Raw genomic sequence first — 16,712 nt, forward strand, 5'->3', positions numbered from 1 at the left:
CTCACAGGGTCGTGCCGCGGGACGGCCGCCGGTCCGGCGAGAGCCGGACGCAGCCGGGGCTGCGGGGGCAGGCACTCTCCCGGAAGCGGCGCCATCCGCCACCGAAGCGCGCCCCCGGCGGGCAACCTGACAGCACTACCGGGCATGACGCCCTGACCGTCCCTCACGGGCGGTCAGAGCGGGGAGAAACTGGCCAGATAGCTGCCCGCGATCAGCGCCAGCGCGATCCCGGCGGGAAAGATCACCCGATCCCAGTTCAGATCGAACAGCAGTACCAGCGTGCCTTGCCCCTCGCCCCTTCCGTTCAGACCGGTTGCCTGTGTCATGTCCGTCCTGCCTTTGCATTCGACCGTTGCGCCGGAGGCTAGACGGGGAATGGGGCATCAATTTGGCGACGGGGCACGGCTCGCGCCCCGGACACGGCCCAGCTGCAGGCGGTGGCGTCCCTTCGCCGGGCTCAGGGACAGAAGATGTCGTTCGTAAGCGCGAAGACCATCAACCCGATCAGCAGGGCGAAACCGGTGGCCATCAGCATCCTCAGGGCCTTGTCGCTGGGCGGGCGCCCCACCACGGCCTCATAGGCGTAGAACACCAGATGCCCGCCATCGAGCACCGGGATCGGAAAGAGGTTCAGAAGCCCGACCGCCGTCGAGAGCATGGCGATGAACCATACGAAGCTCTCCAGCCCCTGGCTGGCGGCCGCGCCCGAGGATTCGGCGATGCCGAGCGGCCCCGAGAGGTTGCAGGAACTGATCTTGCCCGCGATCATGTGATACAGGCCCGAGAGGCTCGATTTCACGATGAAACCCAACTGGTCCGCACCATAGGACACGGCCTCCAGCGGTCCGGCCATCCGGGTCGCGGGCTCGAAGGCCAGCCCCCCTGTCATGCCGATCAGCCAGCGCGTCTCGAACCCGCCCTCGGGATTGGGCATGTCCATCCGTTTGGGGGTCAGCGCAAAGCTCAGCGTCTCGCCGTCGCGCCAGACGGTCAGGGCGATGGGCGCGCCTTCCGAGGCGGTCACCACGTCCTGCAACTGACGGAAAGCGCGGATCGGCTGGCCGTCGATGGCGGTGATCACGTCGCCTTCCTTCAGCCCGACCTCCATCGCCGCCGATTTCGGCTGGATCGCCGAGACCACCGGCGGGAAGGGATAGGGCCCGGCGACCTCCTGCTCGACCCCGTCGCGGCGCACCAGATAGGCGGTCTCGCTGTCGACCGGCAGGGCCGCCACGGCATCGTAGAAGGCGGTGTAATCGGGAGTTTCGCGGCCATCGAGCGCGAGGATGGTGTCGCCCTCGCGCAGCGCCGATTGCGCGGCGGGCAAGGGGTGCAGTTTGCCCACGGTCGGCGGTTCGATCGCGACGCCGCTGACCACCGCCAGAAACGCGAAGACCGCAATCGACAGCACGAAATTGAACACCGGCCCCGCCGCCACCGTCAGGACCCGCGCCCAGAGCGGCGCGCCATGCATGCTGTGGCGCTTCTCGTCCGCATCCATCCCGGCCATGGCGGCGGCGTCCTTGCCGCTGGCCCCGTCGGAATCGCCCAGAAACCGCACATAGCCGCCCAGCGGCAGCGCCGCGATCTGCCAGCGCGTGCCGCGCCGGTCGACCCGAGAGACCAGCACCGGCCCGAAGCCGAGCGAGAACACCTCGGCCCGGATCCCGGTCCAGCGGCCGACGATGTAATGCCCGTATTCATGGACGGTGACGATGATCGACAGCGCCACCACGAAGGCAACGACGGTGAAGGCGGCATTCCCGAACGAGGGAATCAGCGAAGCGATATCCAAGACTTCCAGCCTTATTGTTGTTCAGTGCTGCATCGACCGGACGATCCGCGCGGCCTCTTCCCGTGCGAGATGGTCCACATGCAGCACTTTCTCAAGGCTGAGGTCCGATTTCATCAGATCGGAATCGACCGAAAGCCGATCAAGAACCGCCGCAACCACGTCCGACATCTGCGTGAACCCGATCTCGCGTGCCAGAAACGCATCAAGCGCGGCCTCCTTGCCCGCGTTGAAGGCCGCACCGGCATAGCCGCCCGCCTCCATCACCTCGCGGGCGATCCGGAGCGCAGGCCAGCGCGTCTCGCAGGCCGTGCGGAAGGTCAGCTGGCCGATCCTGGCCAGATCCAGCCGCGCGACCGGCAGCGCCGCGCGCTCGGGCCAGTTCAGCGCATAGCCGATGGCATGGCGCATGTCATGCGGGCCGACATGGGCCATGATCGCGCCGTCGCGATAGCCCACCATGGCGTGGATCAGGGATTCCGGATGGACCAGAGCCTCGATCTTCGAAGGCGCGATCCCGAAATATTCCTTGGTCTCGATCAGCTCCATGCCCTTGTTGAACATGGAGGCGGAATCGATGGTGATGCGCTGGCCCATCGCCCAGTTCGGATGCGACGAGGCTTGTTCGGGCGTGGCCCTGGCCAGATCCTCGATCGGCCAGTCGCGGAAGGCGCCGCCCGAGGCGGTGATGATCACCCGCTCGACCGCCGCCATATCCTCGCCCACCAGCGCCTGAAAGACCGCCGAATGTTCGCTGTCGACCGGCAGCACCCGCGCGCCGTGTTTCGCGGCGGCGCCCAGCAGCAGCGGCCCGGCGGCGACCAGGCTTTCCTTGTTCGCCAGCGCCAGCGTCGTGCCATGCTCAAGCGCCTTCAGCCCCGGCGCGAGCCCGGCAAAGCCCACGATGGCCGACATGATCCAGTCGGCGGGACGGGCCGCAGCCTCGATCAGAGCGGCCTGCCCCGCAGCCGCCTCGACCCCCGATCCGGCCAGCGCGGCCCGAAGATCGTCCAGACACTCGTCGAAGGCGGTCACGGCCAGGTCGGCCTTCAGCGCGATGGCCTGCTCGGCCAGTCGCTTGACGTTTCGCCCGCCGGTCAGCGCCACCACGTCATAGCTGTCGGCCCCGCCCTGCCGGGTCAGAAGGTCGATGGTGTTTTCGCCGATAGACCCGGTCGCACCGAATACGGTGATCCGCCGTCGTTGCATGCCGTTCAGAACCTCACTTCAGGGACATAGACGAGCTGAGCCACCAGAAGCATGAAGAGGGAAGCGCCCAGCAGACCGTCGAACCTGTCGAACAATCCGCCATGGCCGGGCAAGAGCGAGGAGCTGTCTTTCACGCCGACGCGGCGTTTTAGCGCGCTTTCGGCGGCGTCGCCCATCTGGCTGGCGAAAGACAGAAGCATGGAAATCCAGGGCAGATCCGGCCCCGCATTGGTGAAGGTCAGAAAGATCAGACCGATCAGCATCGCCGCGAACCAGCCGCCGAGGATGCCGGACCAGGTCTTCTTGGGGCTGACCTTCGGCCAGAACTTGGGTCCGCCGATGAAGCGGCCCGCGAAATAGCCCGCCACATCGGTCGCGATCACCACGAGGATCAGCCACACCAGCCAGACGACGCCGTGATCGGCGCGGAAGGTCGCAAGCCCGTAGCCCGTGACCAGCATCGCCATGGCGAAGGCCAGATAAAGCCCGCGGTCGCGCGGCAACTGCCAGGCGCCGATCACACAGGGCACCAGCAAAAGCGGAAAGGCCGCATAGCCCGGCAGCACCGAGGCCACCAGCACCGCCGCCCCCGAGACCAGCGCCATCTGGATCGGCAGCCGCCCGGCCGCGCCCGGCACCATCATCCGCGTCAGTTCCCAGACCATCGTGCCCGAGACCAGCGCGGCGAGCCCGGTGAACCAGACCCCGCCCAGCCAGACCGCCAGAATCCCGACCGCCGCCATCACCACTGCCGACCCCAGACGGGGCAGCAGGTCTTCCCAGGACCCACCCGAAGACATCAGCTCAGCACCGCTCCATAGCGCCGCTCGCGCGCGCTGTAATTCCCGACGATCTCGGCGAAATGGGCCGCCGTGAAATCGGGCCAGAGCACGGGCGTGAATTCATATTCCGCATAGGCCGACTGCCACAGCAGAAAGTTCGAGATCCGCGCCTCGCCGGAGGTGCGGATCACCAGATCGGGGTCGGGCAGCAGGCAGGTGTCAAGGAAATGGGCCAGCGTTTCCGCATCCACGTCCTCGGGGTCGAGCCGCCCGGCCGCCACCTCGCGCGCCAGCCGCTTGGTGGCGCGGGCCACCTCGTCGCGGCCGCCATAATTGATGGCGACCGTCAGGTTCACCAGATCGTTGCCGCTGGTGATCTCTTCCAGCGCGTGCATCATGCCGACGAGCTTGGGGTCGAGCCGGTCGCGGTCGCCGATGAACCGCACCCGCACGCCCTTGTCCAGAAGTGCGGTCGCCTCTTTCTGGATATAGCGCCGGAACAGCGTCATCAGCCCGGCCACCTCGACCTGGGTCCGGCGCCAGTTCTCGGTCGAGAAGGCGAAGATCGTCAGGTAGCGGATGCCGAGATCGGGGCAGGCCTCGACGATCTCGCGCACCCGGCGCGCCCCGGCCTGATGGCCGAAGAGACGCGGCCGGCCGCGCATCTGGGCCCAACGGCCATTGCCGTCCATGATGACGGCGACATGGGCGGGCCCGCTCTGGTTGCTGTCCTTCGCGGCCACGCCGCCCCCTTTCCGCCCCTGCGGGACCGATTGCAGTCAGACCTGCATGATCTCCTGCTGCTTGGTCTCGAGCGCCTTGTCGACTAGGGCGATATACCTGTCGGTCAGGGACTGGATCTCGTCATGCCAGATCTTGTTGTCATCCTCGCCCATGCCGGCCGCCTTGGCCTTCTTGAGCTGCTCCATGCCGTCGCGGCGCACGTTGCGCACGGCCACGCGGGCCTGTTCGGCATATTGGGCCGCGACCTTGGTCAGCTCGCGGCGGCGCTCTTCGTTCAGCTCGGGGATCGGCAGCATGATGATGGTGCCGTTGGTCTGCGGATTGATCCCGAGACCCGATTCCATGATCGCCTTCTCGACCTTGTTCACCATCGACTTGTCCCAGACATTGATGGTGACCATGCGCGGCTCGGGCACGTTGACCGTGCCCACCTGGTTGATCGGGGTCGGCGTGCCATAGGCCTCGACCGTGACGGGGTCGAGCATGCTGGCCGAGGCGCGCCCTGTCCGGAGCGAGGAAAACTCGTGCTTGAGCGACGCCATCGCGCCGTCCATCCGGCGGGTCAGGTCGTCAAGGTCGATATCCAGCTCGTCTTCCGCCATGGTCTTTCTTCCCGTTGCCTCGTGGTGTCGCGTGTTTTGGTTGCTATACCGCTATCCGTGCACGATTGTATAGGTGCCTTGCCCGGCAAGGATGCCGCGGAACCCGCCCGGCTCGTCCAGGCTGAAGACGATGATCGGCAGGTCGTTGTCGCGCGCCAGAGCGATCGCCGAGGCATCCATCACCTTGAGATTCTTCACCAGGCAGTCGTCATAGGTGATCTCGTCATAGCGCACGGCATCGTCATGCTTGACCGGGTCCTTGTCATAGACCCCGTCGACCTTGGTGCCCTTGAAGATCGCCTCGCAGGCCATTTCGTTGGCGCGCAGCGTCGCGGCGGTATCGGTGGTGAAATAGGGGTTCCCGGTGCCCGCCGCGAAGATGATGACGCGCTTCTTTTCCAGGTGCCGCACGGCGCGGCGGCGGATATAGGGCTCGGCCACCTCGTCCATGCGGATCGCGGTAATGACCCGGCAGAAGACGCCAAGGCCCTCGAGCGCGGATTGCATCGCCAGCGCGTTCATCACGGTCGCCAGCATGCCCATATAGTCGGCGGTCGTGCGCTCCATCCCCTGGGCCGAGCCCTGCAGCCCGCGGAAGATGTTGCCGCCGCCGATCACCATGCAGATCTCGACGCCCAGATCGCGCACCGCCTTGACCTCGCGCGCGATGCGCTCGACCGTCGGCGGGTGCAGGCCGAAGCCCTGATCGCCCATCAGCGCTTCGCCCGAGATTTTCAGAAGCACGCGGTTATAGGCCGGCTTCGGTTGATCGGCGCTGCCGTCGCTCATATGGTCTGCCTCTGTTTTCAGGAATGTCAGTCGGGCGGCACAATGTCGGAAAAGCAGGTCGGGTTCAACGCCCATCGGACCGGAACCGGGGCGGCGGGGCTGCCGGATCTCGACCCCGACCGGCCGGTTCTGATCGCGGGGCCGACCGCCAGCGGCAAGTCGGCGCTGGCGCTGGCCATCGCCGAGGCCCAGGGCGGCGTCATCGTCAATGCCGATGCGTTGCAGGTCTTCGAAGGCTGGCGGGTGCTGACCGCCCGCCCCACGCCCGATGAAGAGGCGCGCGTTTCGCATGCGCTTTACGGACATGTGCCTTTCGCGGCGGACTATTCCGTCGGCCACTGGCTGCGCGATGTGGCGCCCCTGCTGGAAGGCCCGCAGCGGCCCATCGTCGTCGGCGGCACCGGGCTTTACTTCACCGCGCTGACCGAGGGGTTGGCCGAGATCCCGGCGACCCCGCCCGAGATCCGCGCCGAGGCCGACCGGCGTCTGGCCGCCGAGGGGGTCGAGGCGCTGCTGGCCGGGCTCGATCCCGCCACGCTCGACCGGATCGACCGGCGCAATCCGGCCCGGGTCCAGCGCGCCTGGGAGGTGCAGCGCGCCACCGGCCGCGGACTTGCCGCCTGGCAGGACGAGACCCCGCCCCCGCTGCTGCCACTGGGCGCCACGCAGCCTCTGGTGATCGAGGCCGGGCGCGACTGGCTGAACGCCCGGATCGACGCGCGCTTCGAGCGGATGATCGCGGAAGGCGCGCTGGACGAGGTGCGGGCCAACCTGCCCCGCTGGGATGCGGGCCTCCTGTCGGCCAAGGCCATCGGCGCCCCCGATCTGGTGGCGCATCTGCGGGGCGAGATGCCGCTTGCCGGGGCCGTGGCGGCCGCCAAGACCGCCTCGCGCCAATATGCCAAGCGCCAGCGGACGTGGTTCCGGTCGCGACTGGGGCACTGGCCGCGCTGGCCCGCTGGCTGAGCCGGGGACAAGACGCGCGGCAGCCGCGCCACAGGGCAGCAGGCTTCACTTTTGCAGCCCCAGCGGCGCTTTACCCAAGGTCCGAATCGTCCCAGGGTTCTCGAGTTCGAACCTCCATGACCCGACGCCTGCCCGGGGTTTTCCTGAATGTCGCTTTTTTCCGAACTTCGCCTGGTTCCGTTCTCGCGTCTGACCAATGGAAGCCGGTGGCGGGTGGAAGCGATGCGCAGCTACTCGGCCCCGCAGCTCTTGTGGATCACCAAGGGCCAGGGCCGGATCACCGTGGGCGGCGTCACGCGCGGCTATGGCGCGCATAACGCGGTCTTCATCCCGGCGCACACCATGCACGGCTTCGAGATGACGACCCAGGTCTACGGCACAGCCATCGTGTTCTCGGGGATGCCGGACATGGACCTTCCGGACGGGCCGCATCATCTGCGCATCCGCGACGGGGCGGTGCAGGCCGAGCTGACGATCCTGGTCGAAAGCCTGCAACGTGAGATTGACGGCCGACGCCCCGAAGCCAAGCGCGCGATCCGCCATCTGGCCGGGCTGGTCTCGGTCTGGCTCGACCGCCAGATCTTGCTGGAGGAAGACGGACCCCGCCGCCCGGATTCGGCCCGCCGCCTGGCCTCGGGCTTTGCCGCGCTGGTCGAAAAGGACTTCCGCTCGGCCAAGTCGGTGTCGGATTACGCAGCCGAGCTGGGGGTCACGCCGACCCACCTGACCAGGGTCTGCAACCGCACCTGCGGGCGCACCGCCTCGGACCTGCTGGCCGAACGCAAGATCAGCGAGGCGCAGCGGCTGCTGGCCGATACCCGCGCCCCGATCAAGGAAATCGCCTCGGCCCTGGGCTATGCCTCGCCCGCCTATTTCACCCGCGCCTTCCAGGCCCGCGCCGGCGCCTCGCCCACCACCTTCCGGAAGGGCCACTAGGCGAGGGCGGCGGCTGCGTCGGCCCATACGGCGACCGGGCCAAGGGTTGCATCGCGAAGGGATGTCGTCTTTCCTGCAAGAAGCGATCGCGACACGCCCCGCCGGGACAGGCCCCGGCAGGACGCAGGAAAAGCCGGGACCGGCGCCGCACGACCGGCCCGAAGCCACTGACAGGGAGATCCGAGCCATGACCACGCCTTCCAGCCGCGCCGACACCCGGTCCGACCGGACCCACCCGGCCGCGCGGATGTATGCCCGCGAGCATCGGGCGGGTCTGATGGACCGGCGCGAGTTTCTGGGCCGGGCGACGGCTCTGGGCCTGACATCGGCCGCCGCCTATGCGCTGATCGGCCAGCCCGAACCCGCCCGCGCCCAGACCGTGCCCCAGCGGGGCGGCACGCTGAGGATCCAGATGGATTGCCGCGAACTGGCCGACCCGCGCACCTATGACTGGTCGGAAAAGGCCAATGAAACCCGTGGCATCATCGAATACCTGGCCGAACTCAGGCGCGACGGGACGCTGCGCCCGATGCTGCTGGAACGCTGGCAGGCCAATGAGGACGCGACCGAATACACCCTGCACATCCGCCCCGGCGTGACCTGGAACACCGGCGAGCCCTTCACCGCGAAGGATGTTGCCGCGAACCTCGACGGCTGGTGCGACACCTCGGTCGAGGGCAATTCCATGCCCTCCCGGATGGCCGCGATGGTCGAGGATGGCAAGGCGGCCGAAGGCGCCATCGAGATCGTCGACGACCTGACCGTCCGGCTGCACCTCTTGCGGCCCGACGGCACGCTGATGTTCGGCATGGCCGACTATCCGGCGGCGGTGATGCATCGCGACAAGATCGGCACCTCGGTCGCCGATCACGGCATCGGCACCGGCGCCTACATGTTCGAGGAGTTCAAGGTCGGCGAGCGCATCGTGCTGGTCCGCAATCCCGACCATGCCTATTGGGGCGACGGCGCCTGGCTCGACCGGATCGAGTTTCTCGACTACGGCACCGACCCCTCGGCCTGGCTGGCCGGGGCCGATGCCGACGAGTTCGACGTGACCCACGAGACGGTGTCGGATTTCATCGACATCTTTTCCGCGCTCGGCTGGGTCGAAAGCTCGGTCGGCACGTCTTCGACCGTGGTGATCCGCCCCAACCAGGAGGCCGAGGTCGACGGCGTGCGCCCCTATGCGGACGTGCGCGTGCGCCGGGCGCTGGCGCTGGCCATCGACAATTCGGTGCCGCTGGAGCTGGGCATTTCGGGCCGCGGCCGGGAATCGCGCAACAACTTCCACGTCGCGCCGGACGTGCACCCCGACTATGCCGAGATCGAGGCGCATCGGCAGGACATCCCCGAGGCGCTCCGGCTGATGGAAGAGGCCGGGATGATGGACTACGAGCACGAGCTGGTGTCGATCGACGACGATTATCGCAAGAACACCACCGACGCGGTGGCGGCCCAGCTGCGCGACGCGGGCTTCAAGGTGCGCCGGACGGTTCTGCCGGGGTCCACCTTCTGGAACGACTGGACCAAGTACCCGTTCTCCTCGACCAACTGGGCGCATCGCGAAACCGGCATCCAGCTGCTGAACCTCGCCTATCGCTCGACCGCCGCCTGGAACGAATGCGGCTTTCGCAACGTCGAGTTCGACGCGCTCCTGGATCAGGCGACCGCCATCGCCGACGATACCGAGCGGCGCGCGGTGATGGCCAGGCTGGAACGGATCATGGTCGACGAGGGCGTCGCCATCATCCCCTATTTCCGCGCGCTGTACCGCCATGCCAAGCCGGGCGTGCTGAATATCGAGATGCACCCGAAATACGAAATCAACGTCCACCATCTGGGCTGGGCCTGATCCGGGCCGCGGGCCGGACAGGGCGGCAGGCGAAGGACGGGGGACGGCATGGCCGGGTTCATCATCAGGCGGCTGGGGGTCATGGCGCTGACGGCGCTGTGCATGACCTTCATCGTGTTCCTGCTGACCAACCTGCAGCCGAACCTGGAAAAGCTGGCCAAGACCCAGGCGGGCGCGCGGATCACCGATGCCGAGGTCGCCAGCTGGATCGACCGGAACGGCTATGGCGCGCCGATGCTGACGCGCTATGGCGAATGGCTGGGGGTGCTGCCCGCGCCCCTGGCCACCGACGCGGACGGGCGGGCGGTGGGCGGGCGCTGTCTGCGCGGCCATCCCGGGCTTGCCGCGGACGAGGTGCCGCGCTTTTGCGGCGTGTTGCAAGGCGACTGGGGCTATTCGACCAAGTTCCGCCGCCCGGTGACCGAGGTGATCGCCGAGCGGTTGCAGCGCACGGGTCTGCTGATGGCCTGGGCCTTCGCGACCATGGTGCCGCTGGCGCTGATCGTGGGCGTGCTGGCCGGGATGCGCGAGGGCTCGGCGCTCGACCGCGGGCTCTCGACGCTCTCGATCGCGACGACCTCGACGCCCGAATATGTCTCGGGCGTGATCTTCGTCGCGCTCTTCGCCTCGTCGATGGTCGGGCTGAAATGGTTTACGGGTTCGGCGAAATCGGCGGTCGAGGGGGCGACCTTCCAGAACTTCACCCTGCCTGTCGCGACCGTGGCGCTTTACGGGATGGGCTATATCGCACGGATGACGCGGGCCTCGATGGCCGAGGTGATGACCGCGCAATACATCCGCACCGCCCGGCTGAAGGGTCTGAGCTTTCGTGCCGTGGTGCTGCGCCATGCGTTGCGGAACGCGCTGATCGCGCCCTTCACGGTGATCATGCTGCAATTCCCCTGGCTCCTGACCGGGGTGGTGATCGTCGAGGCGCTGTTCGTCTATCCGGGATTCGGCGACGCGCTGGTGCAGGGCGCGCAGAACAACGACATCGACCTGCTGCTGGCGGTCTCGGTGGTGGCGGTGATCGTGGTGCTGGCGACGCAGCTGCTGTCCGATATCGGCTATGCGCTGCTGAACCCGCGGATCCGCGTCGCATGAGGGGGCCGGGATGGAACGGCTGAGCTGGACCGGCGCGCTGGGTCCCTGGCTGGTCCCCGCGCTCGAGGCCGCGCTGGTCGCCCTGGCGCTGGCCGCGCTTGCCCATCCGCTGGCGCTGCTGGCCGGATACCGCCTGGGCCCGGGCCCCGAGGCGGCGCGGTCCGGCCCCGGCAGGGCCGCGCGGCTGACGGGCGGGCTCCTGCGCCTGTCGCTCTGGGCACTGGCGGCGGCGCTGGCGGCCTTCCTGATCGGCGGGCTGCTGGTGCCGCCAGAGGCGAAGGGCATCCTCGGGCGGATCGCGACCCGGCTCTGGCCGGTCTGGCTGTCGCTGGGGGCGAGCTTCGCGCTCGTCGCGCTTTTCCGCCGGCGGCTGGGGCTGCTCGGTCACCTGCTTGGCAACCCGGCTGGCGCCGTGGGCCTTGCGCTGGTGATGTTCTGGGTCTTTGCCGCGCTCTTCGCCGACCAGATCGCGCCCTTCGATCCTATCACCGACGTGATTGCGGGCATGAAGAACAAGCCCCCCGGCACGCCCCTGCCCGCCCCCGAAGGAACCTACGGCTACTATCTTCTTGGCGGCGACGCGCTTGCGCGCGACGTCTTCTCGCGCGCGGTGGCCGGGGCGCGGGTCGTTCTGGCCATCGCCCCCGCCGCAACCCTCTTCGCCTTCATGGTTGGGATCACGCTTGGGCTGCCCGCGGGCTATCTGGGCGGGCGGCTCGACTTGCTGCTGTCGTTTCTCGCCAACCTCGTGCTGGCCTTTCCGGTGATCCTACTGTTCTTTCTGCTGGTGACGCCCGAGATCGTGGCGATGGGCGTGCCGACCTACATGGCGGGGGCGCTTTTCCTCTTTCCGCTGATCTTCCTCACGATCCTCTGGAACTCGCGCTTCCGAACCCGCCCGCCCCTGCGCGCGGCCCTGATCGGGGCAACGCTGGTCCTTGGCGGCTGGCTCTATGCCGGGCTTGCCTGGAATGCCGATCCGTTCGGGGTCGTATCGATGCCTGCGGGTGTGCTGATCGTCTTCGTCTCGGTCGTCTTCGTCAACGCCCCGTCGGTCTTCCGGATCGTGCGCGGGCTGACGCTGGATATCCGCACCCGCGACTACGTGGCCGCGGCCCAGACACGCGGCGAAGGCCCGTGGTACATCATGCTGTGGGAGATCCTGCCCAATGCGCGGGGGCCACTGCTGGTGGATTTCTGCCTGCGCATCGGTTATACGACCATCCTGCTTGGAACGCTCGGTTTCTTCGGCCTGGGCCTTGCGCCCGAAAGCCCCGACTGGGGCACTTCGATCAATGCCGGTCGCGGGCTTCTGCAATTCGTGCCGTTTCCGCCGCTGGTGCCGGCCGTCGCGATCATGAGCCTCGTGCTGGGGATGAACCTTCTGGCGGACGGTCTCCGCGAGGAAAGCCTCAGGGAATGACGCGATGACGAATTTTCGCAGAAAATTCGCGCCCCGCCCCGACGGGACCGCCCGATGACCGCGCCGCTGCTGGAGATCGACCGGCTTTCGATTGCCTTTGCCACCCGCCGGGGCGACATCCCGGCCGTCGCCGATTTCTCTCTCTCCGTCGCCGCTGGCGAAGCGGTGGGGCTGGTGGGCGAATCCGGCTGCGGCAAATCCACCGTGGCGCTCGGCATCATGCGGGATCTCGGCCGCGCCGGCCGAATCAGCGGCGGCACGATCCGCTTTCGCGGCCGCGATCTCGCCACCCTCTCCGGCTCCGAACTGCGCCGGATCCGCGGCAACGACATCGCGATGGTCTATCAGGAGCCGATGGCCAGCCTCAATCCGGCGCTGCGGATCGGGCGCCAGCTGATGGAAGTGCCTCGACTGCATCGCGGCGCCTCGCGCGCCGAGGCGCGGGAGCTGGCGCGCGAGATGGTCGCCGATGTCGGCCTGCCCGACCCCGACCGCATCCTGGACGCCTACCCGCACCAGTTGTCGGGCGGTCAGCAGCAGCGGATCGTGATCGCCATGGCGCTGATGTCGCGCCCCGCGCTGCTGATCCTCGACGAACCCACAACTGCGCTCGACGTGACCGTCGAGGCCGCCATTGTCGATCTGGTGAAGGGCCTCGGCCGCAAATACGGCACCGCGCTGCTGTTCATCTCGCACAATCTCGGCCTGGTGCTCGAGGTCTGCGACCGGATCTGCGTGATGTATTCGGGCGAGGCCGTCGAACAGGGCCCGGTCCGCCACGTCTTCGACCGGATGCGCCATCCCTATACCCAGGCGCTTTTCCGGTCGATCCCGCTACCCGGGGCCGACAAGACCACGCGCCCGCTTGAAACCATTCCGGGCAGCTTTCTGATGCCGCAGGACCGTCCCAGGGGGTGCAATTTCGGCCCGCGCTGCACCCATTTCGAGCCGGGGCTTTGCGATACCGCCGAGATTGCAATGCGGCCGGTGCCCGGAGCCAGCGACCACGAGGCGCGCTGTCTGCGGTTCGAGAAGATCGACTGGCAGAGCCGCCCGCCCGTCCCCAAGGCCGCAGCCCCCGGCGAGGTGGGCGCGCCGGTCCTGACCGTCTCGGGGCTGAGGAAGTACTACGAAGTCTCCTCGGGCGGGCTCTTCGGGCACCGCCGCCGCAAGCTGGTGCGCGCCAACGAAACGCTCAGCTTCGAGGCCCGGCAATCCGAGACCCTCGCCATCGTGGGGGAATCCGGTTGCGGCAAGTCCACGCTGGCCAAGGTTCTGCTTGGACTGGAAACCGCAACCGCCGGACAGGTGCTTCTGGACGATCGCGAGGTGCAGGAAACCCCGATCCAAAAGCGCGGGCCCCGCGCCGTGGCCGATCTGCAGATGGTGTTCCAGAACCCGTTCGACACGCTGAACCCTTCCAAGCGGGTGGGCGGCCAGATCCTGCGCGCGCTCGAGGTCTTCGGCGTCGGCGCGACCCGCCGCGCGCGGCGCGAGCGGATGTTCGAACTGCTCGATCTGGTCCGGCTGCCGCGCGATTTCGCCGACCGCATGCCGCACCAGCTCTCGGGCGGGCAGAAACAGCGGGTGGGCATCGCCCGCGCCTTCGCGGGCGGCGCCCGGATCGTGGTGGCGGACGAGCCCGTGTCGGCGCTCGATGTCAGCGTGCAGGCGGCGGTGGCCGATCTGCTGATGGACATCCAGCGGACCCGCCGCACGACGCTGATCTTCATCTCGCACGACCTGTCGATCGTGCGCTATCTGGCCGATCGGGTGATGGTGATGTATCTGGGCCATGCGGTCGAGATCGGCAGCACCGCCCAGGTCTTCGCGCCGCCCTATCACCCCTATACCGAGGCCCTGCTGTCGGCGGTACCGGTCCCCGATACCCGGGTCGAGAAGACCCGGATCGTACTGGAAGGCGACGTCCCCTCGGCCATCGACCCGCCGCCGGGCTGCCCGTTCCAGACCCGCTGCCACTGGAAGGACCGGGTGCCGAACGGGCGCTGCGCGCGCGAGCTGCCGCCGATGGTCGAGCTTGGCTCCGGCCACCGGATCCTTTGTCACCTCTCGGCCGAGGCGCTCGGCGAAATGGAGCCGGTCTTCCGCGTCGCCGCCGAATGACCCGCGCGAGACGACCGGGTCCATGATAGGCTCGGGGCAGCCGAGGAGGTCGCCCCATGCTGACACTTTATCACGCCCCGCTGACGCGCTCGACCCGGGTGGTGCAGCTGATCGCCGAGATGCGGATCGAAGACAGCGTCGAGGTGCGCCTGACCGACATTCCCCGTATCGACGGCAGCGGCGCGCGCGATCCCGCCAACCCGCATCCCGAAGGCAAGGTCCCGTTCCTGGTCCACGGCTCGGTCGGCATCCGCGAAACCAACGCGATCCTGCTGTATCTGACGGATCTCTACCCCGAGACGCCGCTTGGCCGGCCGGTCGGGCATCCGGGGCGCGGCAGCTACCTGTCCTGGCTCTTCTGGTATGGCAACGTGATGGAGCCGGTCTATCTGGCCGAGCGCCTGGGCCTCAGCGATCCCGCCATCGCCAGAACCTGGCGCGGAACCGACGAGGCCGCGGCGACGCTGGGGGCCGCGCTGACACAGCATCCCTATCTGGTCGACGAGATGTTCTCGGCCGCCGACCTGCTGATCGCCTCGACCTATGGCTGGTTCCGCGACCTGATCCCCGACGATCCGGCGGTCCGGGCCTGGGTGGACCGCTGTCTCGACCGTCCGGCGCTGACCGGGGTTCTGGAGCGCGACCGGGCCGCGATGGCCGACCGGACCGAGCGGGCACCGGCCTGACCCCGCGCACGCCCCCTGCCCCGGCACGCCTCCGGCACAGGGTGCTTTCCCCGACGACCCCACAGAGCCCGCGGAACCCGCAGAACCCGCACCCCGCATGCGAAAGGGCCGCGCCTTGCGGCACGGCCCTTCGAAACCCGATGAAACGCCGATCAGCGTTTCGAGAACTGGAAGCTCCGGCGGGCCTTGCGGCGGCCGTATTTCTTCCGTTCGACGACGCGGCTGTCACGGGTCAGGAAGCCCGCAGCCTTCAGCGCCCCGCGCAGCGAGGGATCGTAAAGCTGCAGCGCCTTCGAGATGCCGTGCTTGACCGCACCGGCCTGGCCCGAAAGACCGCCGCCGGCAACCGTCGCCATCACGTCGAACTGGTCCTCGACACCGGCCACGGTGAACGGCTGGCGCAGGATCATCTGCAGCACCGGACGGGCGAAGTACGCCTTGATGTCCTTGCCGTTGACGGTGACCTTGCCCGAACCCGGCTTGATCCAGACGCGGGCGACCGCGTCCTTCCGCTTGCCGGTGGCATAGGACCGGCCCAGCGAGTCGCGGACGGGTTCGCGGGGCGCGCTATCGTCCGCCGAGACGGCGGGCTTGCCGGAAACGACCGACTGCAGCTCGTCGAGAGATTTGATTTCTTCGGCCATCACGCGCTCCGGGTGTTCTTCGAGTTCATGGACTTGACGTCCAGCACTTCGGGGTTCTGGGCCTCGTGGGGATGCTCGGCCCCGGCATAGACGCGCAGATTGGTCATCTGCTGGCGGCTGAGACGGTTGCCCGGCAGCATCCGCTTGACCGCAGCGACCACGACGCGCTCGGGATGGGCGCCTTCGAGGATCTGCTCGGCGGTGCGGTGCTTGATCCCGCCCGGATGGCCGGTATGCCAGTAGTATTTCTTGTCGGTGCGCTTCTTGCCCGTCATCTGCACCTTGTCGGCGTTGATGATGATGACGTTGTCGCCCATGTCCATGTGAGGCGTGAAGGACGGCTTGTGCTTGCCGCGCAGACGCATGGCGACGATCGAGGCGAGACGGCCGAGAACGACGCCCTCGGCGTCGATCAAGATCCATTTCTTCTCGATATCCGCCGGGGTAGCGGTAAAGGTTTTCATTGGCTCTGCCCTGTATCGGCTGAAAGGTCGGCCCGGGAACGGCGCGTCCGCCCCGAAACTCGGATGGGGGCTTTCTAAGCATTTCCCCACACAGGTCAAGGGCCTTGCGCGCAGGTTTATTGCGTAAATACAATGACTTGGAAAAACGGTATTGAGATACCCCAATATTCGCGGCCGCAAGGGGCAAAACTGCGAAACGCCGACCGTTTCCGGCCGGCGTCAAAAGGAACCGGACGGGTGCGGTCAGGCGCGACGGCGGCGCATCAAGGCCACCGCCCCCATCGCCGCCCCCAGCAGCGGCAGCGTCGCCGGCAGCGGTACCGGCGCCGGATCGTCCGGGGGCAGCTCGCCCGCGAAGGCCTGCGCATGCACCTGCCCGCGCAGAACGGCCGAGCCCGCGAAGATGTTGCCCTCGACGGCGGTCGAGTTGGTCAGCGCCGCGTTCCCGGCCAGGATCGAGCCGTACATCTGCCGACCGAGCGTGACCGAGGTCGCCTCGTAGAAGTATCCGTTATGTTCAAGCACGAGCTTCAGCCCAGATGCGGTCGTCGCGCACAAGCGCGTTGGCAAGGATGACGAGCTTGCGCATCACCGC

17 protein-coding genes are annotated in these 16,712 nt (G+C 67.8%); 7 read left to right on the plus strand and 10 right to left on the minus strand.

From position 1 onward, the window contains the following. Positions 1-173: 173 nt before the first annotated feature. From EV657_RS21455 to pyrH, 7 genes are all read right to left on the minus strand, one after another. Complete coding sequence (locus EV657_RS21455) at positions 174-326, minus strand: hypothetical protein (RefSeq protein ID WP_166673640.1); 153 nt, start codon at positions 324-326, stop codon at positions 174-176. Between the two features lie 131 nt (positions 327-457). Further along, complete coding sequence (gene rseP, locus EV657_RS04495) at positions 458-1,795, minus strand: RIP metalloprotease RseP (RefSeq protein ID WP_134077251.1); 1,338 nt, start codon at positions 1,793-1,795, stop codon at positions 458-460. 21 nt (positions 1,796-1,816) lie between these two features. Continuing rightward, complete coding sequence (gene dxr, locus EV657_RS04500; RefSeq protein ID WP_134077252.1) at positions 1,817-3,001, minus strand: 1-deoxy-D-xylulose-5-phosphate reductoisomerase; 1,185 nt, start codon at positions 2,999-3,001, stop codon at positions 1,817-1,819. A 5-nt stretch (positions 3,002-3,006) separates the two neighbouring features. Further along, positions 3,007-3,801: a phosphatidate cytidylyltransferase gene (locus EV657_RS04505; protein WP_075785849.1), complete on the minus strand. Its 795-nt coding sequence runs from the start codon at positions 3,799-3,801 to the stop codon at positions 3,007-3,009. Beyond that, the gene (gene uppS, locus EV657_RS04510; RefSeq protein ID WP_081382296.1) at positions 3,801-4,475 is read right to left on the minus strand and encodes a polyprenyl diphosphate synthase; all 675 of its coding nucleotides are present in this window, start codon (positions 4,473-4,475) and stop codon (positions 3,801-3,803) included. The genes EV657_RS04505 and uppS overlap by 1 nt, the downstream gene beginning before the upstream one ends. A gap of 87 nt (positions 4,476-4,562) precedes the next feature. Next, positions 4,563-5,129, minus strand: coding sequence for a ribosome recycling factor (gene frr, locus EV657_RS04515; protein WP_134077253.1), 567 nt, complete (start codon positions 5,127-5,129; stop codon positions 4,563-4,565). A 51-nt stretch (positions 5,130-5,180) separates the two neighbouring features. Continuing rightward, a complete protein-coding gene (gene pyrH / locus EV657_RS04520; protein ID WP_075785846.1) occupies positions 5,181-5,918 on the minus strand; it encodes a UMP kinase in 738 nt (245 codons plus the stop codon). Between the two features lie 42 nt (positions 5,919-5,960). Between pyrH and miaA the strand changes: the two genes are divergently transcribed. From miaA to EV657_RS04555, 7 genes are all read left to right on the plus strand, one after another. After that, complete coding sequence (miaA, locus tag EV657_RS04525; protein WP_134077254.1) at positions 5,961-6,884, plus strand: tRNA (adenosine(37)-N6)-dimethylallyltransferase MiaA; 924 nt, start codon at positions 5,961-5,963, stop codon at positions 6,882-6,884. Positions 6,885-7,106: 222 nt separating this feature from the next. Beyond that, on the plus strand, positions 7,107-7,820 hold the full coding sequence (locus tag EV657_RS04530; RefSeq protein ID WP_237399742.1) for an AraC family transcriptional regulator: 714 nt from the start codon (positions 7,107-7,109) through the stop codon (positions 7,818-7,820). A 187-nt stretch (positions 7,821-8,007) separates the two neighbouring features. Continuing rightward, complete coding sequence (locus EV657_RS04535; protein ID WP_134077255.1) at positions 8,008-9,672, plus strand: ABC transporter substrate-binding protein; 1,665 nt, start codon at positions 8,008-8,010, stop codon at positions 9,670-9,672. 48 nt (positions 9,673-9,720) lie between these two features. Next, the gene (locus EV657_RS04540; protein WP_134077256.1) at positions 9,721-10,776 is read left to right on the plus strand and encodes an ABC transporter permease; all 1,056 of its coding nucleotides are present in this window, start codon (positions 9,721-9,723) and stop codon (positions 10,774-10,776) included. A gap of 10 nt (positions 10,777-10,786) precedes the next feature. Further along, positions 10,787-12,199: an ABC transporter permease gene (locus EV657_RS04545; RefSeq protein WP_134077257.1), complete on the plus strand. Its 1,413-nt coding sequence runs from the start codon at positions 10,787-10,789 to the stop codon at positions 12,197-12,199. Positions 12,200-12,253: 54 nt separating this feature from the next. Next, the gene (locus tag EV657_RS04550; protein ID WP_134077258.1) at positions 12,254-14,323 is read left to right on the plus strand and encodes a dipeptide ABC transporter ATP-binding protein; all 2,070 of its coding nucleotides are present in this window, start codon (positions 12,254-12,256) and stop codon (positions 14,321-14,323) included. A 56-nt stretch (positions 14,324-14,379) separates the two neighbouring features. Further along, complete coding sequence (locus EV657_RS04555; RefSeq protein ID WP_113668632.1) at positions 14,380-15,009, plus strand: glutathione S-transferase family protein; 630 nt, start codon at positions 14,380-14,382, stop codon at positions 15,007-15,009. 152 nt (positions 15,010-15,161) lie between these two features. Here the strand turns inward: EV657_RS04555 and rpsI are convergent, their stop codons facing one another. The 3 genes from rpsI to EV657_RS04570 all read right to left on the minus strand — a co-directional run bounded on the left by rpsI (position 15,162) and on the right by EV657_RS04570 (position 16,642). After that, positions 15,162-15,653, minus strand: coding sequence for a 30S ribosomal protein S9 (gene rpsI / locus EV657_RS04560; protein WP_075785838.1), 492 nt, complete (start codon positions 15,651-15,653; stop codon positions 15,162-15,164). Continuing rightward, positions 15,653-16,117 (minus strand): 50S ribosomal protein L13, encoded by a 465-nt coding sequence (rplM, locus tag EV657_RS04565; RefSeq protein WP_075785837.1) that lies wholly within the window; start codon positions 16,115-16,117, stop codon positions 15,653-15,655. The genes rpsI and rplM overlap by 1 nt, the downstream gene beginning before the upstream one ends. Before the next feature lie 243 nt (positions 16,118-16,360). Beyond that, on the minus strand, positions 16,361-16,642 hold the full coding sequence (locus EV657_RS04570; RefSeq protein ID WP_134077259.1) for a choice-of-anchor A family protein: 282 nt from the start codon (positions 16,640-16,642) through the stop codon (positions 16,361-16,363). Positions 16,643-16,712 lie beyond the last annotated feature (70 nt).

This window comes from Rhodovulum visakhapatnamense (assembly GCF_004365965.1).
Classification (GTDB): domain Bacteria; phylum Pseudomonadota; class Alphaproteobacteria; order Rhodobacterales; family Rhodobacteraceae; genus Rhodovulum; species Rhodovulum visakhapatnamense.